Below are 17,188 nucleotides of genomic sequence, written 5' to 3'. Positions count from 1 at the left end.
CACCACGTGGCTCGGGTCTTGATCTCGATCCAGAGCCTTGGACCTCGTTCGTAGCTGACGTCCTGCGTGTCCTCGTCCCACGGTGCGATCGCAAGGTCTGCAGCCTCGCGGCAATCGCCATCGACCGCACCGAAGTCGCGCGGTTTCGGCTCCACCAGGACACTGAAGCCGGGGTCAGGGACACGACTGCTCCACGTCCACGCCTCCAGGGCCGCGGCGAACTCCGCCTTTCCACCACCCTTCGAACTGCCGCTGCTGCCCGAGTAGCACGCCCCAGCGCGCGCGCTGATGGAGCACGGTGCCCTGTAACACGGCGACAACTTCGTCTTGGAGTTTGTCCTGGGTCAGCACCCGCTTACTTGCCACGCGTTCGGTGCGGCAATCGAGGGCCCGCGCCTAACCGCCTCCTGAGCCGACGACGGAGCTGCTGCGCACGCGGCCGCCCCCTCTTCGAAGGTTGCTTTCGCCCGCCGGGGCGCTTCGAAGAGCACCCCGAGCGGCACCTGAGCACGCCGGCGAGCTTCACCGCCGACCGGATGCTGAGGTTCTGCGTGCCCTGCTCGATGTGCTGCACGTAGCGCACGCTCACCTCGGCGCGCTCCGCCAGCTGCTCCGGCGTCCAGCCGCGATCGTGGCGAACCTCGGCGACGCGCCGGCCGAAGGCGCGGACCGCCTCATCCGGATCGATCGCACGTGACCGCATGGCGGCCGAACGTCGGGCACGGGCGCGGCTACCACCACGAAGTCATCGCTGGTACATAATGCGCCAGGACGGCCGGCGTGTTCGAAGCCGGCCTGCATCACGCAGGGGCAAGACATGGCCAAGTGCAACGACTGCGAACTCTGTACGCAGGGGCTCCTCGGGGCGATCCACAAGGCCACGGCGGGTGGCCCCTCGACGCTGTCGATGCTGCCGCCAGCCGTGGCCGCGCCGTTCTTGAAGCAGTGCTCGAAGTGCTTCCACACGATGGCCGAGCACCAGGCCTTCGTGTCCAGATTGCCGTCCTGGTCGCACCGCAGGCGCAGGCCGCCGCGGTCGCCGTGCCTCCGCTTGTGCTGCAGGCCCCGCCAGCGCCGCCCCGAAGCCGCTGCGAGCACTGCGGGGCGTCGTCTCTCTAGGCTCGCAAGTGCCCCGGAGTGGAGCGAACACGGTCCTGAGACACGGGCCCGCCTCCGCGACTGCTTCACCACCTGCACCTTTCCCGGGCTGCGCCCGCGCCGTCGACGGGGGCAGCAGTCGCTGCCGCGGTTGCCGCGCCGGTGTGGCGCTGCTGGCCGTCTGCTGCGGCCTCAACAAGGTGGGGTGCCCTGGCACAAGCGCATGGTCGTCGCTTATCCGGCCCTGGTGCTCTTCGCGCCCCTCGGCATCGCGCTCGTCTGGGGCAAGCCATACAAGCTGTGGTCTCAGCGAACGCGGATCCTGGGACGATCGCGTCCGCCGGGTTCTTCGTCACCGCGATGGTCGGCGGCCAGTTGGACAAGCGTGCGAAGGAGCGAGCGAGGGTTGCCGCCGCTGCCGGCAGGCCGACGCCTGAGATCAGCCACGCGCGGCGGGCGCGGGCCGCAGCGCGGTGACGAGCCCGTCGTGCGCCCCGAAGGCGTTCCGCCGACCACCGCACCTCCACCGCCCCGACGCCGCAATGCCGGTCGACGACCAGGCCGCCGGCCGACGCGGGAGTTCCGAGTCAGGCCCGAGCTCCGGGGCGGGAAGACCGCCAAGCGGAGCAGCAGCGGCTCAAGAGCCGGCGATTTGTCGACGTCACGGCGGAAGCGCTCGCTCGCAAGATGCTGGATACCGACGACTTGGCCTCGGCATGGAAGGTCAAGTACCCGGGCAAGTACGTGAAGTGGAAGGGGCACGTACGAGCGCAAGGGCGTGATCGTGAACTTCGTCGCGAGCGGTGGCGGGTCTCCGCCTTCTCCTGCAAGGACTGATGCCGCGCATGCACCAGCGCTCTTCGCCGGCGTCGAGAGCGGGCGATGGTATCCGCGTCGAGGGCAAGCTCGACGGACTGCAGCAGCAACTCGGCAAGCAGAAGGTCGAGTTCATCTTGACCGAGTGCATCGCCGAGACGCGCTAGCCGCAGATCGCCGTGTCAGCAGGCGCGACGCCTGCTGGGCGAAGGCGGCACGACGTCCCCGAGCGCCTTCCGGCGGAGCCGGTCGTAGGTCTCGCGACGGTGGCGATCGGGTTCGGCCGGCGCGCAGGGCAAGGCCTCCCAGTACGCCTTGACTCTTGGCGACCGCCTCGTGGCGCGGCTCCACGCGCTGAGGACCTGCCTGGCGACCGCTGGGTCGAGCGCACGCTTCCGGCTGCGGAACGCGCTCGCGAACTGCGCGACCGGCGACTCGCGCTGCACGTGCGAGAGCAGGTCGGGCAAGCCAGCGATGTCGCTGTCGCCTGCGTTGTCGATGAGCAGCGGACTCGCCGCATCCGACAACGGCATCGCCCCTGGCTTCCAGCGCGCCTCGCGTCTCGGCCAGTCCACGCACCTCCACCGGCGGCGTCAGCGTCACCAACCGAAACCCGAGCGGCCCGCCCTGCGCGAACGCGAGCCGTGCCCCGTCCGCAGCCTCGTCGTGCAGGAGGTTGGCGGCGTGGCACCCCGTCAGCCCGAAGCTGCCGAACTCGAAGAAGGGGTCGGTGCGGGCATCCTCGTCGGACCTCGGCTGCCGGAGCACCACGATGATCACGCGCGCGCTCATCGCGCGACCTCCGGGTTGTTCGCCGCCAGGTACGTCGGCTTCTGCCGCGCCAGGCGACGAACCGGTCCGGTCCAGCAGTGCGGCGGGACCGCTGCGCTGGATGAAGCCGTCGCGACAGGACAGCCCCCCCACGCCTCCAGGAGATCCTCGAACCCGATAGGCTCGGCTCCGCCACTCCCCGATCGGGATGCACGCGCGCAGCCGTCCGCTCACCCCGGGCTGGGCACGGACGATCACGTCGGTGGAACGCTGCTTGAGCCGGCGCGTGTGAGCGTTGTCCGCCCACCGCGCCCGCGCGACGTCCGCAACCCGCACCACCTCGCCTACACGGTACACGCCGATGATCGCGTAGGTCAGCCGGTGCTGGCACGGCCGGCACGGTCGAAGCCCGGCGAAGAAGACCAGCAGGTCGCCGGCGGAGAACGCCGCGATCCGCTTGCCGCGCCGCTCGCCATTGTCCCCGTAGGTCAGGCGATCGAAATCGGGGTCGAGGTGCATCTGCCGATCAGCCAGGGCAGCGGGCAGCCCGACCGTGTCCGGGCGGATGCCCCCCCGGGACCCGAGGAACGCGTCGAGCGGCGCTTTCAGCAGGCGGCGGGCGTCTCCATCCCCGGTGGAAGGGGACGTCGTCGGGGGGATCGCCACGTAGATGAACTCGTTCGTGTCCGGGTCGACCGGCGCGTTCCAGTGGCCGAAGGTCTGGTCCACGCCGACCCGAATGAGGGCACCCCGCATCTTCCGACCATGGTACCGGGACCGGTTGCGAACATGTGTTCGCACGCGATCTGGAAACCACGGCGGCTTTGGCTACGGGCAGCGCGCCAACTGCGAGGTCACGGTCCCAACGCGACATCGTTCGCCATCCTGGGCTGCGCCCTGGCTGCGGAGTGGGGAGCGCAACGCACACGTGTGCGTCGCTGGCTGCCACGCCTCGGGCTCGACGTGTGATGCGGGGAGGTCGACCAGGAACGTCCTCGCCGCTGTCCCGTCCCGGAGCGGCCGCCGCTGCCGCCTTCCGAACTCAGGGTACTTCCCGAACTCGGCCCGGCCAGCTCACACGACGGCTTGCCCCGTCGTCGTTGCGCACCTCGACCGCGAGGAAGTTCCGCGGTTGCGAACCCAACTCATCGACCAACGAGACCAGGCGCGCCCGAGGGTAGCTTGCCAGCAGCGCGATCACGTTGCTCGTCCAGAGACAGCACCTCCGATGACGCCACGGGGTCAGGGCGACCGCGTGCTTGCAGCCAGCCCGTGTCCATCCGGGCGAAGGCGGCGCGGACGGCGACCTCCTCGCGCTTGGTCAGGGGCGTCGTGAGGCCTCCTGGGAGCGGCGGGAGGCCCCTGGCGGCGGGCGGCGGCCACACGCGCTTCTCGACGCCCGGAGCCAACCAGGGCACGTGTACCTCAGGGCCGCCGTACATCCCCAGCGTGACCGACCCGTGATCGCCGCAGACGACGTCGGAGAAGAGCTGCTGGCCGATCTGCGCATCGCCGAGGCCGACCGGCTCATCGGCGGCGGGTAGCAGCTCGGTTGGGAAGAGCGTCACGTACCTGTTGCCTGGCTCCTTCCACCAGGAGAACCAGCTCACGGAGGCCCGTGGCGCAAGCACCTCGATCAGCGCACGCGCGATCCGCAGCGGCCGGGTCGCGTCTGCCAAAGGGACCGACTTGGCGCTCATGCCGCCGCCGCCCTACGATACCAACACCTTGCGGGGGCGAAGCGGCACCCTGGTTGGCAGGGCGCGACGAGCTGCCGTGGCGGTACAGCCGAGCTTGGTCGCGATGACCGCCCAGGATGCCTTCGACGCACGCAGCGCAGCGACGGTCGCGGGGTCGGGGGCTGCCCCCTTGCGGGGGCGACCTAGCCGTCTGCCGTTCCGCCGGGCCTTGTCGAGTCCGAGGCGCGTGCGCTCGACGATCAACGACCGCTCGAACTGCGCGACGCCGGCGAGCACGGTGAGGATCAGTCGCGACATCGGGTCCCCATTCGGTTGGACGTCGATGCCCTGCGTCACGGCGATGAACCTCACGCCGCAGCGCTCCAGCTCCTCGATGTTCCCCAACAGGTCGAGTGCGCTGCGACCGAAGCGGTCGAGCTTCCAGACCAGGACGGCGTCGAGCTTGCCGCGTCGCGCCGCGTCCATCAGCCGTTGCAGCCCAGGCCGGTCGTTCCGAGCGCCGCTGCCGTGCTCCTCGATCTCCATCGCCACGGTCAGGCCCCGCGCGGCCGCGGCGGCGCGCAGCTCGTTGCGCGCGAGGCCTGGGTCTGATCGACCGTGCTCGCTCGGTGGTAGAGGCCGACCCGCTTCGGAGTCATGCGGCCTCCAGGGCCACGGTGGGCTGCGCCTGCCCCGCGCCCCCGCCAACCTGAAGCGCCCGGTGCAACGTGGCGACGGCGATGCCAAGCCGCCGCCCCGTTTCCCGAAGGCTGTGCCCTTGGCTCAGCAGCTCTCGCGCCTGCACGACGGGAACATCGACTCGCTTGCGGCCGATCGGCTTTCCCTGGCGGCGCGCTTCGGCCAGCCCCAAGGCGATCCGCTCCCTGAGCGCCGCGCGATCCAGCGTCACAAGGCCGCCCATGAGCGGCCCGAGGTCGCAGCCGCCAGGAACCGTGGAGTCGATACCCTCGGCCTGCGCAACCAGGCCGATTCCCCGGACCGCGAAGTCGCGCAGGACCAGGATGGCCTCGCGCTGGCTCACGAACAACGTGGCAAGCGACGTGGCAACCACCGTGCCCCCACCGCCCTGACGGGCCTCGCTGAGCATGCGCTCGAACTGCGGGCGCGGCCCCGCACCCGGGCTCGTGAAGTCGACATGCTCCGCAGCGATCAGCCACCCACGCGCAGCCGCGACGTGTCGAAGCGCCCGAAGCTGGCCGGCAGCTCCCAGGTGGTGCGCGCTTCTCGCGTAGACGAGCACCGGTGGGGGCGCGTGGCTTGTCGTCACGCCTGAGCCACGGGTGGCATCCACCCCGAAGGGGCCTCGTCGACGTACGCCTCGACAGCCGCGGCGACGAACTGCTCCAGCGACCAGGCGCGAGTGCGCGCGAGCCGCGCACCGAGCCGAAGCAACGCGCGCACGATTCGGCGACCGTGCTCGACGCTGAGGGTAGGCGCGTTGATCCCCAGTTCGCTGAGGGTCGCCACGACCGCCTTGCCCAGTTCCGCCTGGAGTTCCTGCCGCGTGTAGCGATTGCCAGCTTCGATGCCTTCTTGCTTCATGACTTTATGATAGCAATAAGTGTCGGCATCGTCAAGATGATGTCAAGATGTCAGAATCACACATGAAGCGCGCGGGAGTACGCATGGCCAAGGCGACGACAGAACCCAGGCGGATGGGCAGACCGAAGAAGCGTGAGGAGTTCCAGAGCTTCACGTTCCGGATGCCACCCCCGCCTCCACGTCGAGCTGAGGCACGCTGCGTTCGATCGCCGCATGAGCGTCAACGACCTGCTCCTGGAGCTTGTCGACCGTGCGTGGCGCGCGGATCCGGCGCGTGCGCGCTACGCGCAGCTCGCCGAGCTGGTCGACACGCCGTCGCACGCATCGCCAAGGCAGACTCGAACGCGTGGTCGCAAGGCTTGACGCAGATGGACCTCGACCTCGTTGACGGCTCCTCGTTGCCCTCGCCGCTCCGCGGTACCGGCTCGTCGATGCTGAGGGCCACGTGCCGAACGCCGCCGGGCTCTACGCCCTGCACGGCTCGATCGAGACCTGGCAACTGCTGGGGCTCGGGGCCGCCCCTGATGCGCGGCCCCTTTATGTCGGGAAGGCCGAGCGGAGCCTGGCGAGCCGAGATCTCCAAACGCACTTCCGCACCGGAAGCACCGGCCAGTCGACGGTGCGCCGGTCCTTCGCCGCGCTGCTTCGAGACGAACTCCCGCTTCGAGCCGTACCCCGCAACGCGAACCGGCCTGACGCCAAGCCCACGCACTTCGGCCTCGACCGGGCCGCTGACGCGAGGCTCACGGCGTGGATGCTCGACCGGCTGGAGCTGGCCGTCTGGGCGAAGCCCGCCGATTGCGCGAAGCTCTCGGTGGTCGAGTCGGAGGTCATTCGTCGGTGGGGCCCTCCGTTGAACATCCAGGGAAACGTGGGCTCGCCGTGGATCGCGAAGATCCGCAAGGCGCGGCAGATCATGGTGGCCGACGTCGGCGCGAGCGTGCTCGCGCGCCGCACGCATTCGCGCTGAGCCTATCGATGGTAGCCGCCTCCGGCTGTGGACCTACTTAGCCATCACTGCGCCGGGACGTCTGCGAGGACCCGCCGAAATGATGCGCGCCCGCCACCACATCTCCGTCGGAATCGAAGGCGACAATGCTCAGGCCCAACGCGGCCTCCAAGCGCGCGAGGTAGCGCGCCCGGGTATCGGGATCGTCGAGCTTCCCGAAGCAGTTGGTGGCCAGGAAGTCCTGGCAGATCACCGTGAGGTTGTGGCTGCGGAACGTCGAGCCCGACAGCTGGCCCGCTCGGACGAGAGCTTGTTCGAGGAGGTCTGTCTCCTCCGCTTCGAGCGCGAATCGGTGGTGCTTGAGATCGCCGCGCGCGCGTCTGCTGGGTTCCTTCCAGCATGGCGCGCGGGGCCTCGACGACGCCGCGCGGGACCTCCTCGTCGGCGCGGTAGCCGGCGCGCATCAGGAGCCGCAGCTTCGTCCACGGGATCGAGCGAAGGCGCTCTCGCCTATCCGGAGGAGCCTGGTTCAGCCAGGCCCAGAGCGCCACGTACTGTTCCGCCGTGCGCTTCCCGAAGCCCAACTCGGTCTCGGACCACTCGCCGAACGTGGCGAACCCCATCGACGGAGGTGCCCAGGTTCCCCCCGGCAGGGCGTGAAGTGCCTCGGCAACATCGAACACATGTTCGCTTCGGCGGCGTGCCTGCTCGCGCCAGGCGTCCGCTTCTCCGTCCGTCATTGCGCCTGTCCGCCCTTCTTCCGTGGCCAGGCGATCTGGGAGCCGGCGGCCGTGGACACCCCTCATCACCACCTCCAGGAGATGCAACGGGTTGGTCTTCCCAGGGGGCGGGCACCATGTGTCGGCCTTGGTCGTGTACGTCGCGAACCCCGAGGGACTGTAGATCGCGTCGTGAAGCTGAACCTCGCCCCGGTTGGCGGTGACCTTCTTCCAGGCCGCCGCGAGGACAGCCTCCTCAAGGCCGCCGTGGATGTCCAACGCCATGTGCGAGTGGACTTGCCAGACCGTGCCGTCCTTGCTGAGGCTGGTCTCGATCGCGCCGACACCGGCGCGGACGCACGCGAAGAAGCGCCGTTCCCGCAGGAGGCGGAGGCCGTGGCGGAACGACGTCACCGCCGTGCGCAAGGTGGGCGCGCCCAGCCCCTTCGAGCGGTACGTGAACAGCGTGTAGACGGGATGCTTCATGGCCGCGACGGCGGCGACGACCTGGCCGGCGTTCTTGTGGGAGATGCGCTGGCTGCACTGCGGGCAAAGGCGTTGTTTGCAGGTCCAGTACCCGGCGGAGGTCCACCCGCACAACCGAACCCCGCTCGGCCATGGTGGCATAGCCCAACAGATCCAGCTCGCGTGCTCGTAGTTCCTGGGGCTCCTGCGCGAGGTCAGCCCAGGTGAGGACTACGTCTTGAGGCAGCGTAGTTTCTACAATTGGCGGAGAAGAGATGGGTGGGGTCGGGTTCGCGGGAACAGCATCCCAGCCGGCGAACTGCCCGAAGCTCTGTGAGGTGCTCACGTGTTTCGCCCTTCGGCCGCAGACCGGCTCCCATCCAGCCACGCCGTCAGGTCGGCGGCGCGGTAGCGGATCTGCTGGCCGACGCGCACGAACGGGATCCGGCCGTGACGCTCGGCGTACTTGAGCCAGCTCTCCGGCTTTCGCAGGAGGGCGGCGGCTTCTTGGCGAGTCAGGAGTCGTTCCATGGGGGCCTCGGTGAAGTGGCCACCACTCTTGGCGCATTTCGACGAAGCCGAACAGGTTACCGGGGACGCCCTCCCCGGGTGTTGTTTGTAACCGGCTCCGCGCTACTCGTCGGCGGGCGGGAAGACTTTGGCGACGAGCGCCTCGTCGTCTTCTTCCGTCGTGCCTGCTTTCTTCCGCAGGCGATGCGCCGCGACCTTGAGGTTCCGGTGACGCGCGCTCCAGCGCCATCTCCTCGGTTTCGGAATCGTCCTCGCCCTTGTTCTTCACACGGAGGGCGCGTGCTTCTTGCCGGGCAGCGGGTTCAAGAGCAGGTGCGCCTGATCGCGGAAGCTGACGCCCTTCTCGCTCAGGAGCGCAGTCAACTCAAGCGAGGTTGCGGCAGAGGAGCAGGGGAGCCCTCTCGACAGATCGGGCGGTGCGCTCGGCGCTGTTCAGCCGCAGGCGATCGACGATCTCGTTGAGGGCGCTGCGCGCCGTCTCGTAGTGGGCGGCGATCTGTCCGTCGCTCGCAACGACCTCGTCGTCCAGAAAGAGGAATGCGTGCCCCTCGATGAGCGCGTGGAGTCCGACCGCTGCCGTGAGTCGCTGTTCGTTGCGGTCATGTGCGCCGTTCAGCAATCCGGTCGAACCCGCCTCGTCGGCGTACACGACGGCGGCGTAGAACACGTCGGTGGAGATGCCGGCGTTCTCCAGCCGACCCCTGGCGTCCTCGAACGTCGACTTACGCATGGGACTTGGCGAACCGAGTATCGGAAGCTGCGAACCCGGTGACAAGTGGTTACCGTGTCCGACCTCGCCGTAACCTTCCGCTTCACGCGGCGCGGGCGCAGGGTCGCTTTGGTGAAGAAAGCCAGCGCTGCGCAGACCAGCACCAACGACACCGCCGAGGTCGGGTCCGCGGTCGAGTCGCCGGACGAAGACGACGTCCTGACTGTCGAGGAGGCGGCCGGGCTGATGCGGATCGGCCGCAACGCGATGTACGCGGTCGTGGCTCGCGGCGAGGTTCCGCACCAGCGGATCGGGAAGCTCATTCGCATCAGCCGTCGGAGCCTCATGCGATGGTTGGTGGATGGTCATCGCAGGTAGCGCGGCTGGAGTGTCCATGCCTGCCGATCGCGACACGAGAACCGGCCGCTGGTTCTTCAAAACCACCGTCAGGCTGCCCGACGGCACGAGGCGGCGGATCTCAGGGAGGCCCGGGGTGACCGGGCCGTTCCAGGATCTGTCGCCAACGAAGATCGGGGCCACCGAAGCTGAGCGCAGGGCCATCACGGCGGCGCTCGGCGGCTCGTGGCCCGGTCAGCCGGTCGAGCGCGAGGAGGAGCCGCCATGCCCGATGTTTAGCGAGTTCGCCGAGGGGCACTACCTGCCGAAGATGCGAGCGATCGGCAACAAGCGCGTCAACAAGCCGGCCACGATCAACGCGAAGGAGTCTCACCTGCGGCATCACCTGCTGCCGAGGTTCGGCGGCAAGCGCCTCGACGAGATCGATGAGGTCGGCGTCGAGGACCTGAAGCTCGGCCTGGCGAAGGCCGGGCGGTCCGCCAAAACCATCAACAACGTGCTCACGACGTTGCGCAACATCCTGGTCAACGCCCGCAAACGGAAAGCACATCGCAGCGGTGCCCGAGATCGAGTGGTTGCAGACCTCGACGCCGAAGTTCGACTTCTTCGCCTTCGAGGAATGCGAGCGCCTGGTCGCGGGTGCAGCGAAGGTGGAAGGCTGGTCGATCGCCGTGCTCGTCGCGGTGAAGACCGGCCTCCGGCTTGGCGAGCTGCGGGCACTGAGGTGGGGAGGACGTCGATCTTGTCGCCGGCAAGATCCACGTCCGTGTGAACCTGGCGAACCAGGAGGGCACGCCGAAGAACGGCCGGCCGCGCTGCATCGACCTGCCGGCGAGCGCGCGTGGCCGCCCTCCATGGGCATCGGCACCTGCGGGGCGAACGCGTGTTCGTTGACCTCGACGGCGGCGACTTCACCATCGGGGCCTGGCGGTACGGGCTCAAGCGCGCGTGGCCTGCGGGCGGCCTGCGGTCGTTGGCTGGCATGTGCTTCGTCACACGTACGCGAGCCACCTCGCGATGCACGGCCAGCCCGTCACCGTGATCAAGGAGCTGATGGGCCACGGCACGATCGCGATGACGCTGCGGTACGCGCACCTGGCCCCAGGGATGACTCGGGCGGCTGTGGCGTCACTTGATGAGCCAGCGCCGGCCTGGAGTGTCCGCGACGTGTCCGCGGGACCGGAGAAGCGGCTGCAAGTCGTGAAGAACTAACGGAAGCGCACGGGAATCGAACCCGCCGTGCCGCCGCTCGCGCGGAGCACCATCGGCTTTGAAGGCCGAGCCGCACACCAGTCGCAGAAGCGCTTCCGCCGCGCAGCCTGGCATGGGCCCGCGACGGTGCCAAGCGACGGCGCGCGCAAGCGCCGGGAATCGACGGCCGCCGCCGGGGGCCTGGCTTTGCACGGAGGTCCCGCGGCGGCCCGCGACGCCAAGCGGCGGCGCGCGCAACCGAGCGGCTACGCGCCGGGGCGGCGCGGCGGTTCGCGCACCCGAGTGGCGCTACGCGGCGGCGCGGCGGACCAGCTCGGCGATCAGCGCGACGCCGTAGCCGGTGGCGCGATCCTTGGGGAACGCGGGGCCGGCGAGGTCGATGTGGCACCAGCGGCGGGCGGCCGCGCCGGGTGCGTCGGCGAGGTGCTCGTAGACGAACTGCGCGGCGCAGCTCGACTGCGCGTTGTTGCGATCGGCGACCGAGTTGCGCAGATCGGCGACCGGGCTCCGGAACTCGTGCGCGTACAGCTCGGGCGCGAACGGCAGCGGGTGGACACAGGTCGCCCGAGGCGCGGCCGACCTCGATCGCCAGGGCCTCGAGCGCGGCGTCGTCGCTGACCACCGCGGCGTGGACCAGGCCGGTGGCGATGAGCTGCGCGCCGGTCAGGGTCGCGGCGTCGATGATCACGTCGGCGTGGAGCTCGCGCGCGGCCCAGCTGACGCCGTCGGCGAGCAGCAGGCGGCCCTCGGCGTCGGTGTTGTTGATCTCGACGGTCTTGCCCGAGTGCATGCGCAGGATGTCATCGGGCTTGTAGCTGCGCGCGTCGATCGCGTTCTCGGCGATGCACAGGACCAGCGACAGCCGGTAGCTGGGCCGCTCGGCGGCCAGCACGCGGAACGCGCCGAGCACCGCGGCGGCGCCGCCCATGTCGGCCTTCATCGTCTCCATCATGCCGCGGGCCTTGAGGTGCAGGCCGCCGGTGTCGAAGGTGATGCCCTTGCCGACCAGCGCGACGTGGCGGGTGGCGTCGGCGGGGCCGCAGGTCGCGACCAGCAGGCGCGGCGGCTCGACCGCGGCCTTGCCGACGCCGTAGATGCCGCCGAGGCCGCGGACCGCGAGCGCGTCGCCGATGATCTCCTCGACGGTGATCGCGTCGCCGAGGTCGGCGCGGGCGCGCGCGGCCAGCGCGGTCGGGTGGAGCTCCGACGGCGGCGTGTCGACCAGCACCGCGGCGTCGCGGGCGCAGCGCACGGTGGCGCGCGTGCGCGGGTCGGCGGTCAGCGCCGCGCCGTCGGGCCCGAACGCGGCGATCTGGATCTTCACCCGCGACGCGTCGCCGCGGGCCGAGTAGCCGGGCACGGCGCGCGCGACCGCGTTGGCCGCGGGCAGGAGGTGGGCGGCGTCGTCGAGGAGCAGCACCACCAGCGCCTTGCCCTTGGCGCCCCAGCTGATCTGCTCGAGCACGAAGCGGATGCTGTCGGCGCGGGACGGCGCGTTGTAGCGCGACACCTTGTCGGGCAGCACCGCGAGGTGGAGCCAGGTCGGCTGGTCGGCCAGGGTCGCGCCGTGCGCGCCGCGGGCGCCGGGCCGGGTCTGGGCGGCCAGCGCGCGCACCAGGTCGGTGCGTTTGCGATCGAGCAGCTTGGGCGGCAGCTTGGCCAGGCGCGCGGCCGGGGCCACGAGGACCAGGTGCGTGAGGCCGGTGGTGGTGAGGCGTCCAGGCGTCGCGAAGCTGAGATCGATCACGGCGCCAGCCTACGCCGATCCGGGCGCGGACCGGGGCCGGCGGGCTGTCGGCGCGATCACACGCCGCGGGCGGCGCCGACCGGGTGGTGCATACTGAGGAATGGCCGCGCCCCGTCGACCGAGCCGCGTCTGGGAGGCGCTCGCGGTCGCGGCGCTGGCCAACGCCGGGCTGGTGCGGGTGCTCGACCACGTGATCGTGCCGGCCGGGCGGCTGCCCCTGACGCCAGTGCTGGCGTCGGCGTCGCCCGAGGTGCCGGCCGCGCCGGCGCTGACCCCGTCGGGGATGAGCGGCATCGGCGTGGTCACGGTGACCCCGCCGGCGATCCCGCTCGACGTGATCCTCGGCACCGGCGACGACGCCGCGGGCCACGGCCGCGCGCCGCGACCGTCGAGCGCCGACCTGCCGGGCGCCCGCGCCGCCGATCGCGGCGGGGGGGCCGAGGGCGGCACCGACACCTGGGCCGACCGTCGCGACCGCGCCGACGACGCCGCGCTGCGGGCCCGGGTGTGGACGTCGGATCAGGGCTACCTGACCCCGCGCACGCCCGGCGCGCGCACGGCCCGCTCGCCCGAGGCGATCACCCGCGCGCCGATCGCGGCCTACGGCGATCGCGCGCCGCAGCCGCTGGCCCAGGCCGGCGACGACCGCGCGCGCACCGGCGCGGCGACCGGCCCGGGCGCCGACGGCACGCCGACCTCGCTCGGCCAGGACGACACCCACGCCGGGTCGCCGGGCGCGACCGCGCCGGTGCGGCAGGACGGCGCCGCGGCCCGGGTGCGCGAGGCCGCCTACGTCGATCGTGGCGAGCGCGCGGTCGACGTGGCCGCGCGCGGGCCCAGCGCCGACGACCGCGCGGTGGCGGCCTCGTCGGATCAGCGCCGGCCCGATCCCTACGATCTCACGCCGCCGCGCGCCGGCGGCGGTCCCGACGGCGAGGGCGTGCGCGGGCTGGCGGCCCCGGGCGTGGCGCCGGACGGCTGGGGGCCGGGCACCGCCGCGTCCCGGGCCGAGGCGCCGGCGGGCGACGACGGCGCGCCGACCTACGCGTCGCGGCGCGATCCGTACTTCCTCGAGCTGTTCCGCCGGCTCGATCGGCGGGTCGAGTATCCGCATGAGCTCGCGCTGTCGATGACCTCGGGCCGGGTCGTGGCGTCGCTGGTGCTGCTGGCCGACGGCAGCTTCGCCGAGATCGGGCTGCACGCGACCAGCGGCCACGGCGCGTTCGATCGCGAGGTCACCGACGCGCTCAAGGCCGTGGCGCGGCTGGGGCCGGTGCCGTCGGCGTTGCTGGGCGGGCGCGCGGCGCTGCGCGTGCGCATCCCGTACACGTTCAAGAGCCCGATGATCCAGTAGCTCGGCGGGGCGGGGCGCGACGTGACGATTGTGCGTGTGCGGTCCATGCGCGGCGTTATGCTCGGCGAGCCATGGGGACGCCTGCTGTCCGCGTGCGTCGTCGCGTCGGCTCGACCGCCGTCGCGGTCGCGCTCGCCGGTGGCGCCCACGCCGCGGTGCTGGGCGCGGCCACCGTGGTCGAGATCGGCGGCTGGGGCGGGCTCGGCGGCGGTCGCGGGCGCGCGGTCGACCTGGCGCCGCTCGCGCCGTCGTGCGATGGCCGCGCGCTCCTGGCGGCGAGCGTGGCCGTGCTCGCGTGCGCCGCGCCGTGGATCGACGACGGGCGGCGATGCCTGGCCGAGCTCGACGTGCGGCTGCGCAGCGATCTGGCGTCGTGCCACGCGCGCACGCTGGCGGCGGTGCCGGTCGAGCTGGCGACCTTCGACCCCGCGGAGCTGGCCCAGATCGATCCCGAGCCGCTCCTGGCGAGCGTCACGCCCGAGGCCCAGCGCGCGTTCGAGCAGGCCCAGGCCGAGCGCGCCGCCGAGCACGCGGCCGAGGTCGAGCGGACGGTCAACCGACCGCGACCCGACGCCCAGGTGATCGAGCAGGCCCGCCCCGACCTCGAGCTGGCGCCGGAGCGCGCCCGGTTCGTGTCGGAGTACGACGTGACCGTCGCGCGCGAGACCGTCGCGCGCGGGTCCGATCGCGCGCCGATCACCCGGCGCGCCGCCGCCGGCGCCGATCACCCGGCGCTCGACGAGCTACCGCCGGAGCCCGCCGCGCCCAGCGCCGCGGGGCGACCGGGCAGCCGCGGCGCCGCGGCCACGCCGGGCGCGATGACGCCGGCCGCGCTAGTGCAGGAGGCCCGCCGCCAGGGCGTGCTCGACGGCGCGCGCGCGGCGCCCGGCGATGGCCTGGCCCCGCGGCGCGGCGACGGCGCGTTCGCGCGCGCGGCGACCGCGGCGGTCGCGGAGCACGGCGGCGGCGACGGCGACGGCGGCGACGGCGGCCGGGCCGGGGCCCCGCTCGATCTGCGTCCGCGCCGTGAGCTGCTCGAGCGCGCGCTCGGCGGCGGCTCGGTCGACGCCGTCGACGTGGCCGACGGCGACGAGACCGCGCTCAACGCGCGGCAGTGGGTGCACGCGTCGTTCTTCAACCGGCTCAAGCGCGCGGTCCATCAGCAGTGGCACCCGATCGAGCTGTGGCGCCGCCACGATCCGACCGGCGCGGTCTACGGGGTCAAGACCCGGGTCACGCGCCTGCGCGTCAGCCTGACGCCGACCGGCGCGGTGGCGCAGATCGTCGTGGTCGAGCCGTCGGGGGTCGACGTCCTCGATGACGAGGCGGTGCGCGCCTTCGAGACGGCGCAGCCGTTCGCCAACCCGCCGGCGGCCTTGATCGGCGGCGACGGGCGCATCACGTTCGTGTTCGGCTTCCACCTCGAGGTCGGTGGCGTCCGCACCGAGTGGCAGCTGTTCCGGTGACGGTCGTGCCGAGCGTGGGTCCGGGCTGTGCCCGGGACGGCTGGCCGAGCGTGGCGGCGCTGCGCCGGTGCCGGTCCTCCCACGCGCGGGTCCACGGTGCCGGCGTCGGGCCTAGCCGAGCGTCGCGGCCTCGGGCCGCGCCGGTGACGGGCTGCCCGCGCGTCGGGGCTGGGCCGGTGTCGGGCTAGCCGAGCGTCGCGGCGTACGCGTCGGGCGTCAGCAGCGCCTCGACCTCGGTGGGGTCGCTGGCCTCGAGCTCGATCATCCACGCCGCGTAGCAATCGGCGTTGACCTGCTCGGGCGCGTCCTTGACCGCGGCGTTGATCTTGGTGACCTTGCCGGAGATCGGCGCGTACAGGTCGGACACCGACTTGACGCTCTCGATCGTGCCGAAACGCTGGCCCTTGGTCACGACGTCGCCCTCCTTGGGCAGGTCGACCAGCGTGATGTCGCCGAGCTGCTCGACGGCGAAGGCGGTGATGCCGACGGCGAAGGACGCGCCGGTCGGGCGCAGCCACTCGTGGTCGGCGGTGTAGCGGAGATCGCTCGGGACGTTGGACATCGGTGTGCTCGCGGTTGTGCCGGTGAGAGTTCGGGGCCCAGGAACGACGACGCGGCGCGCGGTCAGGCGCGCTTGTAGAACTTGCCCTTGACCACGGTCGCGGCCACGTCCTTGCCGCGGCAGTCGATCGTGAGCGCGGTGCCGGCGGCGGCGTAGGCCGGCGGCAGGTAGGCCAGGCCGATGGCGCCGGTGATCGAGATGCCGGGGCCGCCGCTGGTGACCGCGCCGATCACCTGCGCGCCCTCGGGCTTGGTGCGATCGAGCACCGCGTAGCCGTGGCGGGCGATCGCGCGGTCCTCGATCCGGAATCCGGTGAGCTGGCGGGTCAGGCCCGCGGCCTTCTGCGCGACCAGCGCGGCCCGGCCGAGGAAGTCACCGCCGGCCTGCACCCAGGGCCGGTCGAGCTTGACCGCCCAGCCCAGGCCGGCCTCGAGCGGCGAGGTCGTGTCGTCGAGATCGTTGCCGTACAGCGGCAGCCGCGACTCGAGCCGCAGGCTGTCGCGCGCGCCCAGGCCACACGGCTGCACGCCCGCGTCGATCAACGCCGCCCACAGCGCCGGCGCGTCGGCGTTGGCGCAGGCCAGCTCGTAGCCGTCCTCGCCGGTGTAGCCGGTGCGCGCGGCGACCGCGGCCACGCCCGCGACCGTCGCGTCCTTGAAGCCGAACGTGATCACGTCGGCCAGCGCGCCGCCGGCGAGGCGATCGACGATCGCGGCGGCGGTCGGGCCCTGGACCGCGATCAGCGCGGTCGCGTCGCTGACGTCCTCGAGCTCGCACGCGCCCGCGACCTGCTCGCGCATCCACGCCACGTCCTTGTGGCGGTTCGACGCGTTGATGATGACGAAGTACTCGTCCTCGGCGCGCTTGTAGAAGATGCAGTCGTCGACGATGCCGCCGTCGGGCCGGCACAGCAGCGTGTAGACCGCCTTGCCGACCGGCGCGCCGCCGACGTCGTTGGTGGTCAGGCGCTGGACCGCTGCGGTCGCGCCGGGGCCGCGCAGGAACGCCTCGCCCATGTGCGAGACGTCGAACAGCCCGGCGGCCTCGCGCACCGCCTTGTGCTCCTTGATCGTCCCGGCCGGGTAGGACACCGGCATGTCCCAGCCGCCGAAGTCGATCATGCGTGCGCCGAGGGCGCGGTGGGCGTCGTAGAGCGGAGTGCGAAGGCCTGCCACGGCGCGCATCCTACA

18 protein-coding genes, 1 tRNA gene and 2 pseudogenes are annotated in these 17,188 nt (G+C 71.7%); 8 read left to right on the top strand and 13 right to left on the bottom strand.

Going from position 1 to position 17,188, the window contains the following annotated elements:
* Nucleotides 1-355: 355 nt before the first annotated feature.
* Complete coding sequence (locus IPL61_19680) at nt 356-703, bottom strand: helix-turn-helix transcriptional regulator (protein MBK9033454.1); 348 nt, start codon at nt 701-703, stop codon at nt 356-358.
* Between the two features lie 1,240 nt (nt 704-1,943).
* Between IPL61_19680 and IPL61_19675 the strand changes: the two genes are divergently transcribed.
* Nucleotides 1,944-2,081, top strand: coding sequence for a hypothetical protein (locus IPL61_19675; protein MBK9033453.1), 138 nt, complete (start codon nt 1,944-1,946; stop codon nt 2,079-2,081).
* Here IPL61_19675 and IPL61_19670 read toward each other — a convergent pair.
* From IPL61_19670 to IPL61_19650, 5 genes and pseudogenes are all read right to left on the bottom strand, one after another.
* Nucleotides 2,047-3,441, bottom strand: coding sequence for a hypothetical protein (locus tag IPL61_19670; protein ID MBK9033452.1), 1,395 nt, complete (start codon nt 3,439-3,441; stop codon nt 2,047-2,049). The genes IPL61_19675 and IPL61_19670 overlap by 35 nt on opposite strands.
* Nucleotides 3,442-3,830: 389 nt before the next feature.
* Nucleotides 3,831-4,385 carry a hypothetical protein gene (locus IPL61_19665; protein MBK9033451.1) on the bottom strand — a complete coding sequence of 185 codons (555 nt, stop codon included), beginning with the start codon at nt 4,383-4,385 and terminating at the stop codon, nt 3,831-3,833.
* 12 nt (nt 4,386-4,397) lie between these two features.
* Nucleotides 4,398-5,023: pseudogene (locus tag IPL61_19660) on the bottom strand (recombinase family protein).
* The gene (locus tag IPL61_19655) at nt 5,020-5,625 is read right to left on the bottom strand and encodes a recombinase family protein (GenBank protein ID MBK9033450.1); all 606 of its coding nucleotides are present in this window, start codon (nt 5,623-5,625) and stop codon (nt 5,020-5,022) included. The pseudogene IPL61_19660 and the gene IPL61_19655 overlap by 4 nt, the downstream one beginning before the upstream one ends.
* 23 nt (nt 5,626-5,648) lie before the next feature.
* A complete protein-coding gene (locus tag IPL61_19650) occupies nt 5,649-5,927 on the bottom strand; it encodes a hypothetical protein (GenBank protein MBK9033449.1) in 279 nt (92 codons plus the stop codon).
* Nucleotides 5,928-6,140: 213 nt separating this feature from the next.
* Here IPL61_19650 and IPL61_19645 point away from each other — a divergent pair, with 213 nt between their 5' ends.
* Together IPL61_19645 and IPL61_19640 are read left to right on the top strand one after the other, a co-directional pair.
* Nucleotides 6,141-6,290, top strand: coding sequence for a hypothetical protein (locus IPL61_19645; protein MBK9033448.1), 150 nt, complete (start codon nt 6,141-6,143; stop codon nt 6,288-6,290).
* 82 nt (nt 6,291-6,372) lie between these two features.
* Nucleotides 6,373-6,897 carry a hypothetical protein gene (locus IPL61_19640; GenBank protein MBK9033447.1) on the top strand — a complete coding sequence of 175 codons (525 nt, stop codon included), beginning with the start codon at nt 6,373-6,375 and terminating at the stop codon, nt 6,895-6,897.
* A 44-nt stretch (nt 6,898-6,941) separates the two neighbouring features.
* Here IPL61_19640 and IPL61_19635 read toward each other — a convergent pair whose 3' ends face one another.
* The 3 genes from IPL61_19635 to IPL61_19625 all read right to left on the bottom strand — a co-directional run bounded on the left by IPL61_19635 (nt 6,942) and on the right by IPL61_19625 (nt 9,321).
* Nucleotides 6,942-8,195 (bottom strand): protein rep, encoded by a 1,254-nt coding sequence (locus IPL61_19635; protein ID MBK9033446.1) that lies wholly within the window; start codon nt 8,193-8,195, stop codon nt 6,942-6,944.
* 207 nt (nt 8,196-8,402) lie between these two features.
* The gene (locus tag IPL61_19630) at nt 8,403-8,591 is read right to left on the bottom strand and encodes a helix-turn-helix domain-containing protein (protein ID MBK9033445.1); all 189 of its coding nucleotides are present in this window, start codon (nt 8,589-8,591) and stop codon (nt 8,403-8,405) included.
* A 364-nt stretch (nt 8,592-8,955) separates the two neighbouring features.
* Nucleotides 8,956-9,321, bottom strand: a complete 366-nt coding sequence (locus IPL61_19625; protein MBK9033444.1) for a hypothetical protein — start codon at nt 9,319-9,321, stop codon at nt 8,956-8,958.
* A 225-nt stretch (nt 9,322-9,546) separates the two neighbouring features.
* Here IPL61_19625 and IPL61_19620 point away from each other — a divergent pair, with 225 nt between their 5' ends.
* The 3 genes from IPL61_19620 to IPL61_19610 all read left to right on the top strand — a co-directional run bounded on the left by IPL61_19620 (nt 9,547) and on the right by IPL61_19610 (nt 10,869).
* A complete protein-coding gene (locus IPL61_19620) occupies nt 9,547-9,678 on the top strand; it encodes a helix-turn-helix domain-containing protein (GenBank protein MBK9033443.1) in 132 nt (43 codons plus the stop codon).
* The gene (locus IPL61_19615; GenBank protein MBK9033442.1) at nt 9,662-10,429 is read left to right on the top strand and encodes a hypothetical protein; all 768 of its coding nucleotides are present in this window, start codon (nt 9,662-9,664) and stop codon (nt 10,427-10,429) included. Before IPL61_19620 ends, IPL61_19615 begins: the two co-directional genes overlap by 17 nt.
* Before the next feature lie 212 nt (nt 10,430-10,641).
* Entirely contained in the window at nt 10,642-10,869 is a 228-nt protein-coding gene (locus IPL61_19610) for a tyrosine-type recombinase/integrase (protein ID MBK9033441.1), read from the top strand.
* Here the strand turns inward: IPL61_19610 and IPL61_19605 are convergent.
* Both IPL61_19605 and IPL61_19600 read right to left on the bottom strand, forming a co-directional pair.
* Nucleotides 10,870-10,966: transfer RNA gene (locus IPL61_19605), tRNA-Sec, on the bottom strand.
* 191 nt (nt 10,967-11,157) lie between these two features.
* Nucleotides 11,158-12,616: pseudogene (locus IPL61_19600) on the bottom strand (leucyl aminopeptidase family protein).
* A 100-nt stretch (nt 12,617-12,716) separates the two neighbouring features.
* Here IPL61_19600 and IPL61_19595 point away from each other — a divergent pair.
* Together IPL61_19595 and IPL61_19590 are read left to right on the top strand one after the other, a co-directional pair.
* Entirely contained in the window at nt 12,717-13,970 is a 1,254-nt protein-coding gene (locus IPL61_19595; GenBank protein MBK9033440.1) for a TonB family protein, read from the top strand.
* A gap of 71 nt (nt 13,971-14,041) precedes the next feature.
* Complete coding sequence (locus IPL61_19590) at nt 14,042-15,436, top strand: energy transducer TonB (GenBank protein ID MBK9033439.1); 1,395 nt, start codon at nt 14,042-14,044, stop codon at nt 15,434-15,436.
* 184 nt (nt 15,437-15,620) lie between these two features.
* Here the strand turns inward: IPL61_19590 and gcvH are convergent, their stop codons facing one another.
* Nucleotides 15,621-15,998 carry a glycine cleavage system protein GcvH gene (gene gcvH, locus IPL61_19585; GenBank protein MBK9033438.1) on the bottom strand — a complete coding sequence of 126 codons (378 nt, stop codon included), beginning with the start codon at nt 15,996-15,998 and terminating at the stop codon, nt 15,621-15,623.
* 62 nt (nt 15,999-16,060) lie between these two features.
* Nucleotides 16,061-17,182, bottom strand: coding sequence for a glycine cleavage system aminomethyltransferase GcvT (gene gcvT / locus IPL61_19580; GenBank protein ID MBK9033437.1), 1,122 nt, complete (start codon nt 17,180-17,182; stop codon nt 16,061-16,063).
* Nucleotides 17,183-17,188 lie beyond the last annotated feature (6 nt).

The organism is Myxococcales bacterium (assembly GCA_016717005.1).
Lineage (GTDB): Bacteria > Myxococcota_A > Polyangia > Haliangiales > Haliangiaceae > UBA2376.
Note: the sequence above shows the minus strand (reverse complement) of the source record. Positions and strands in the feature narration are given on the sequence as shown.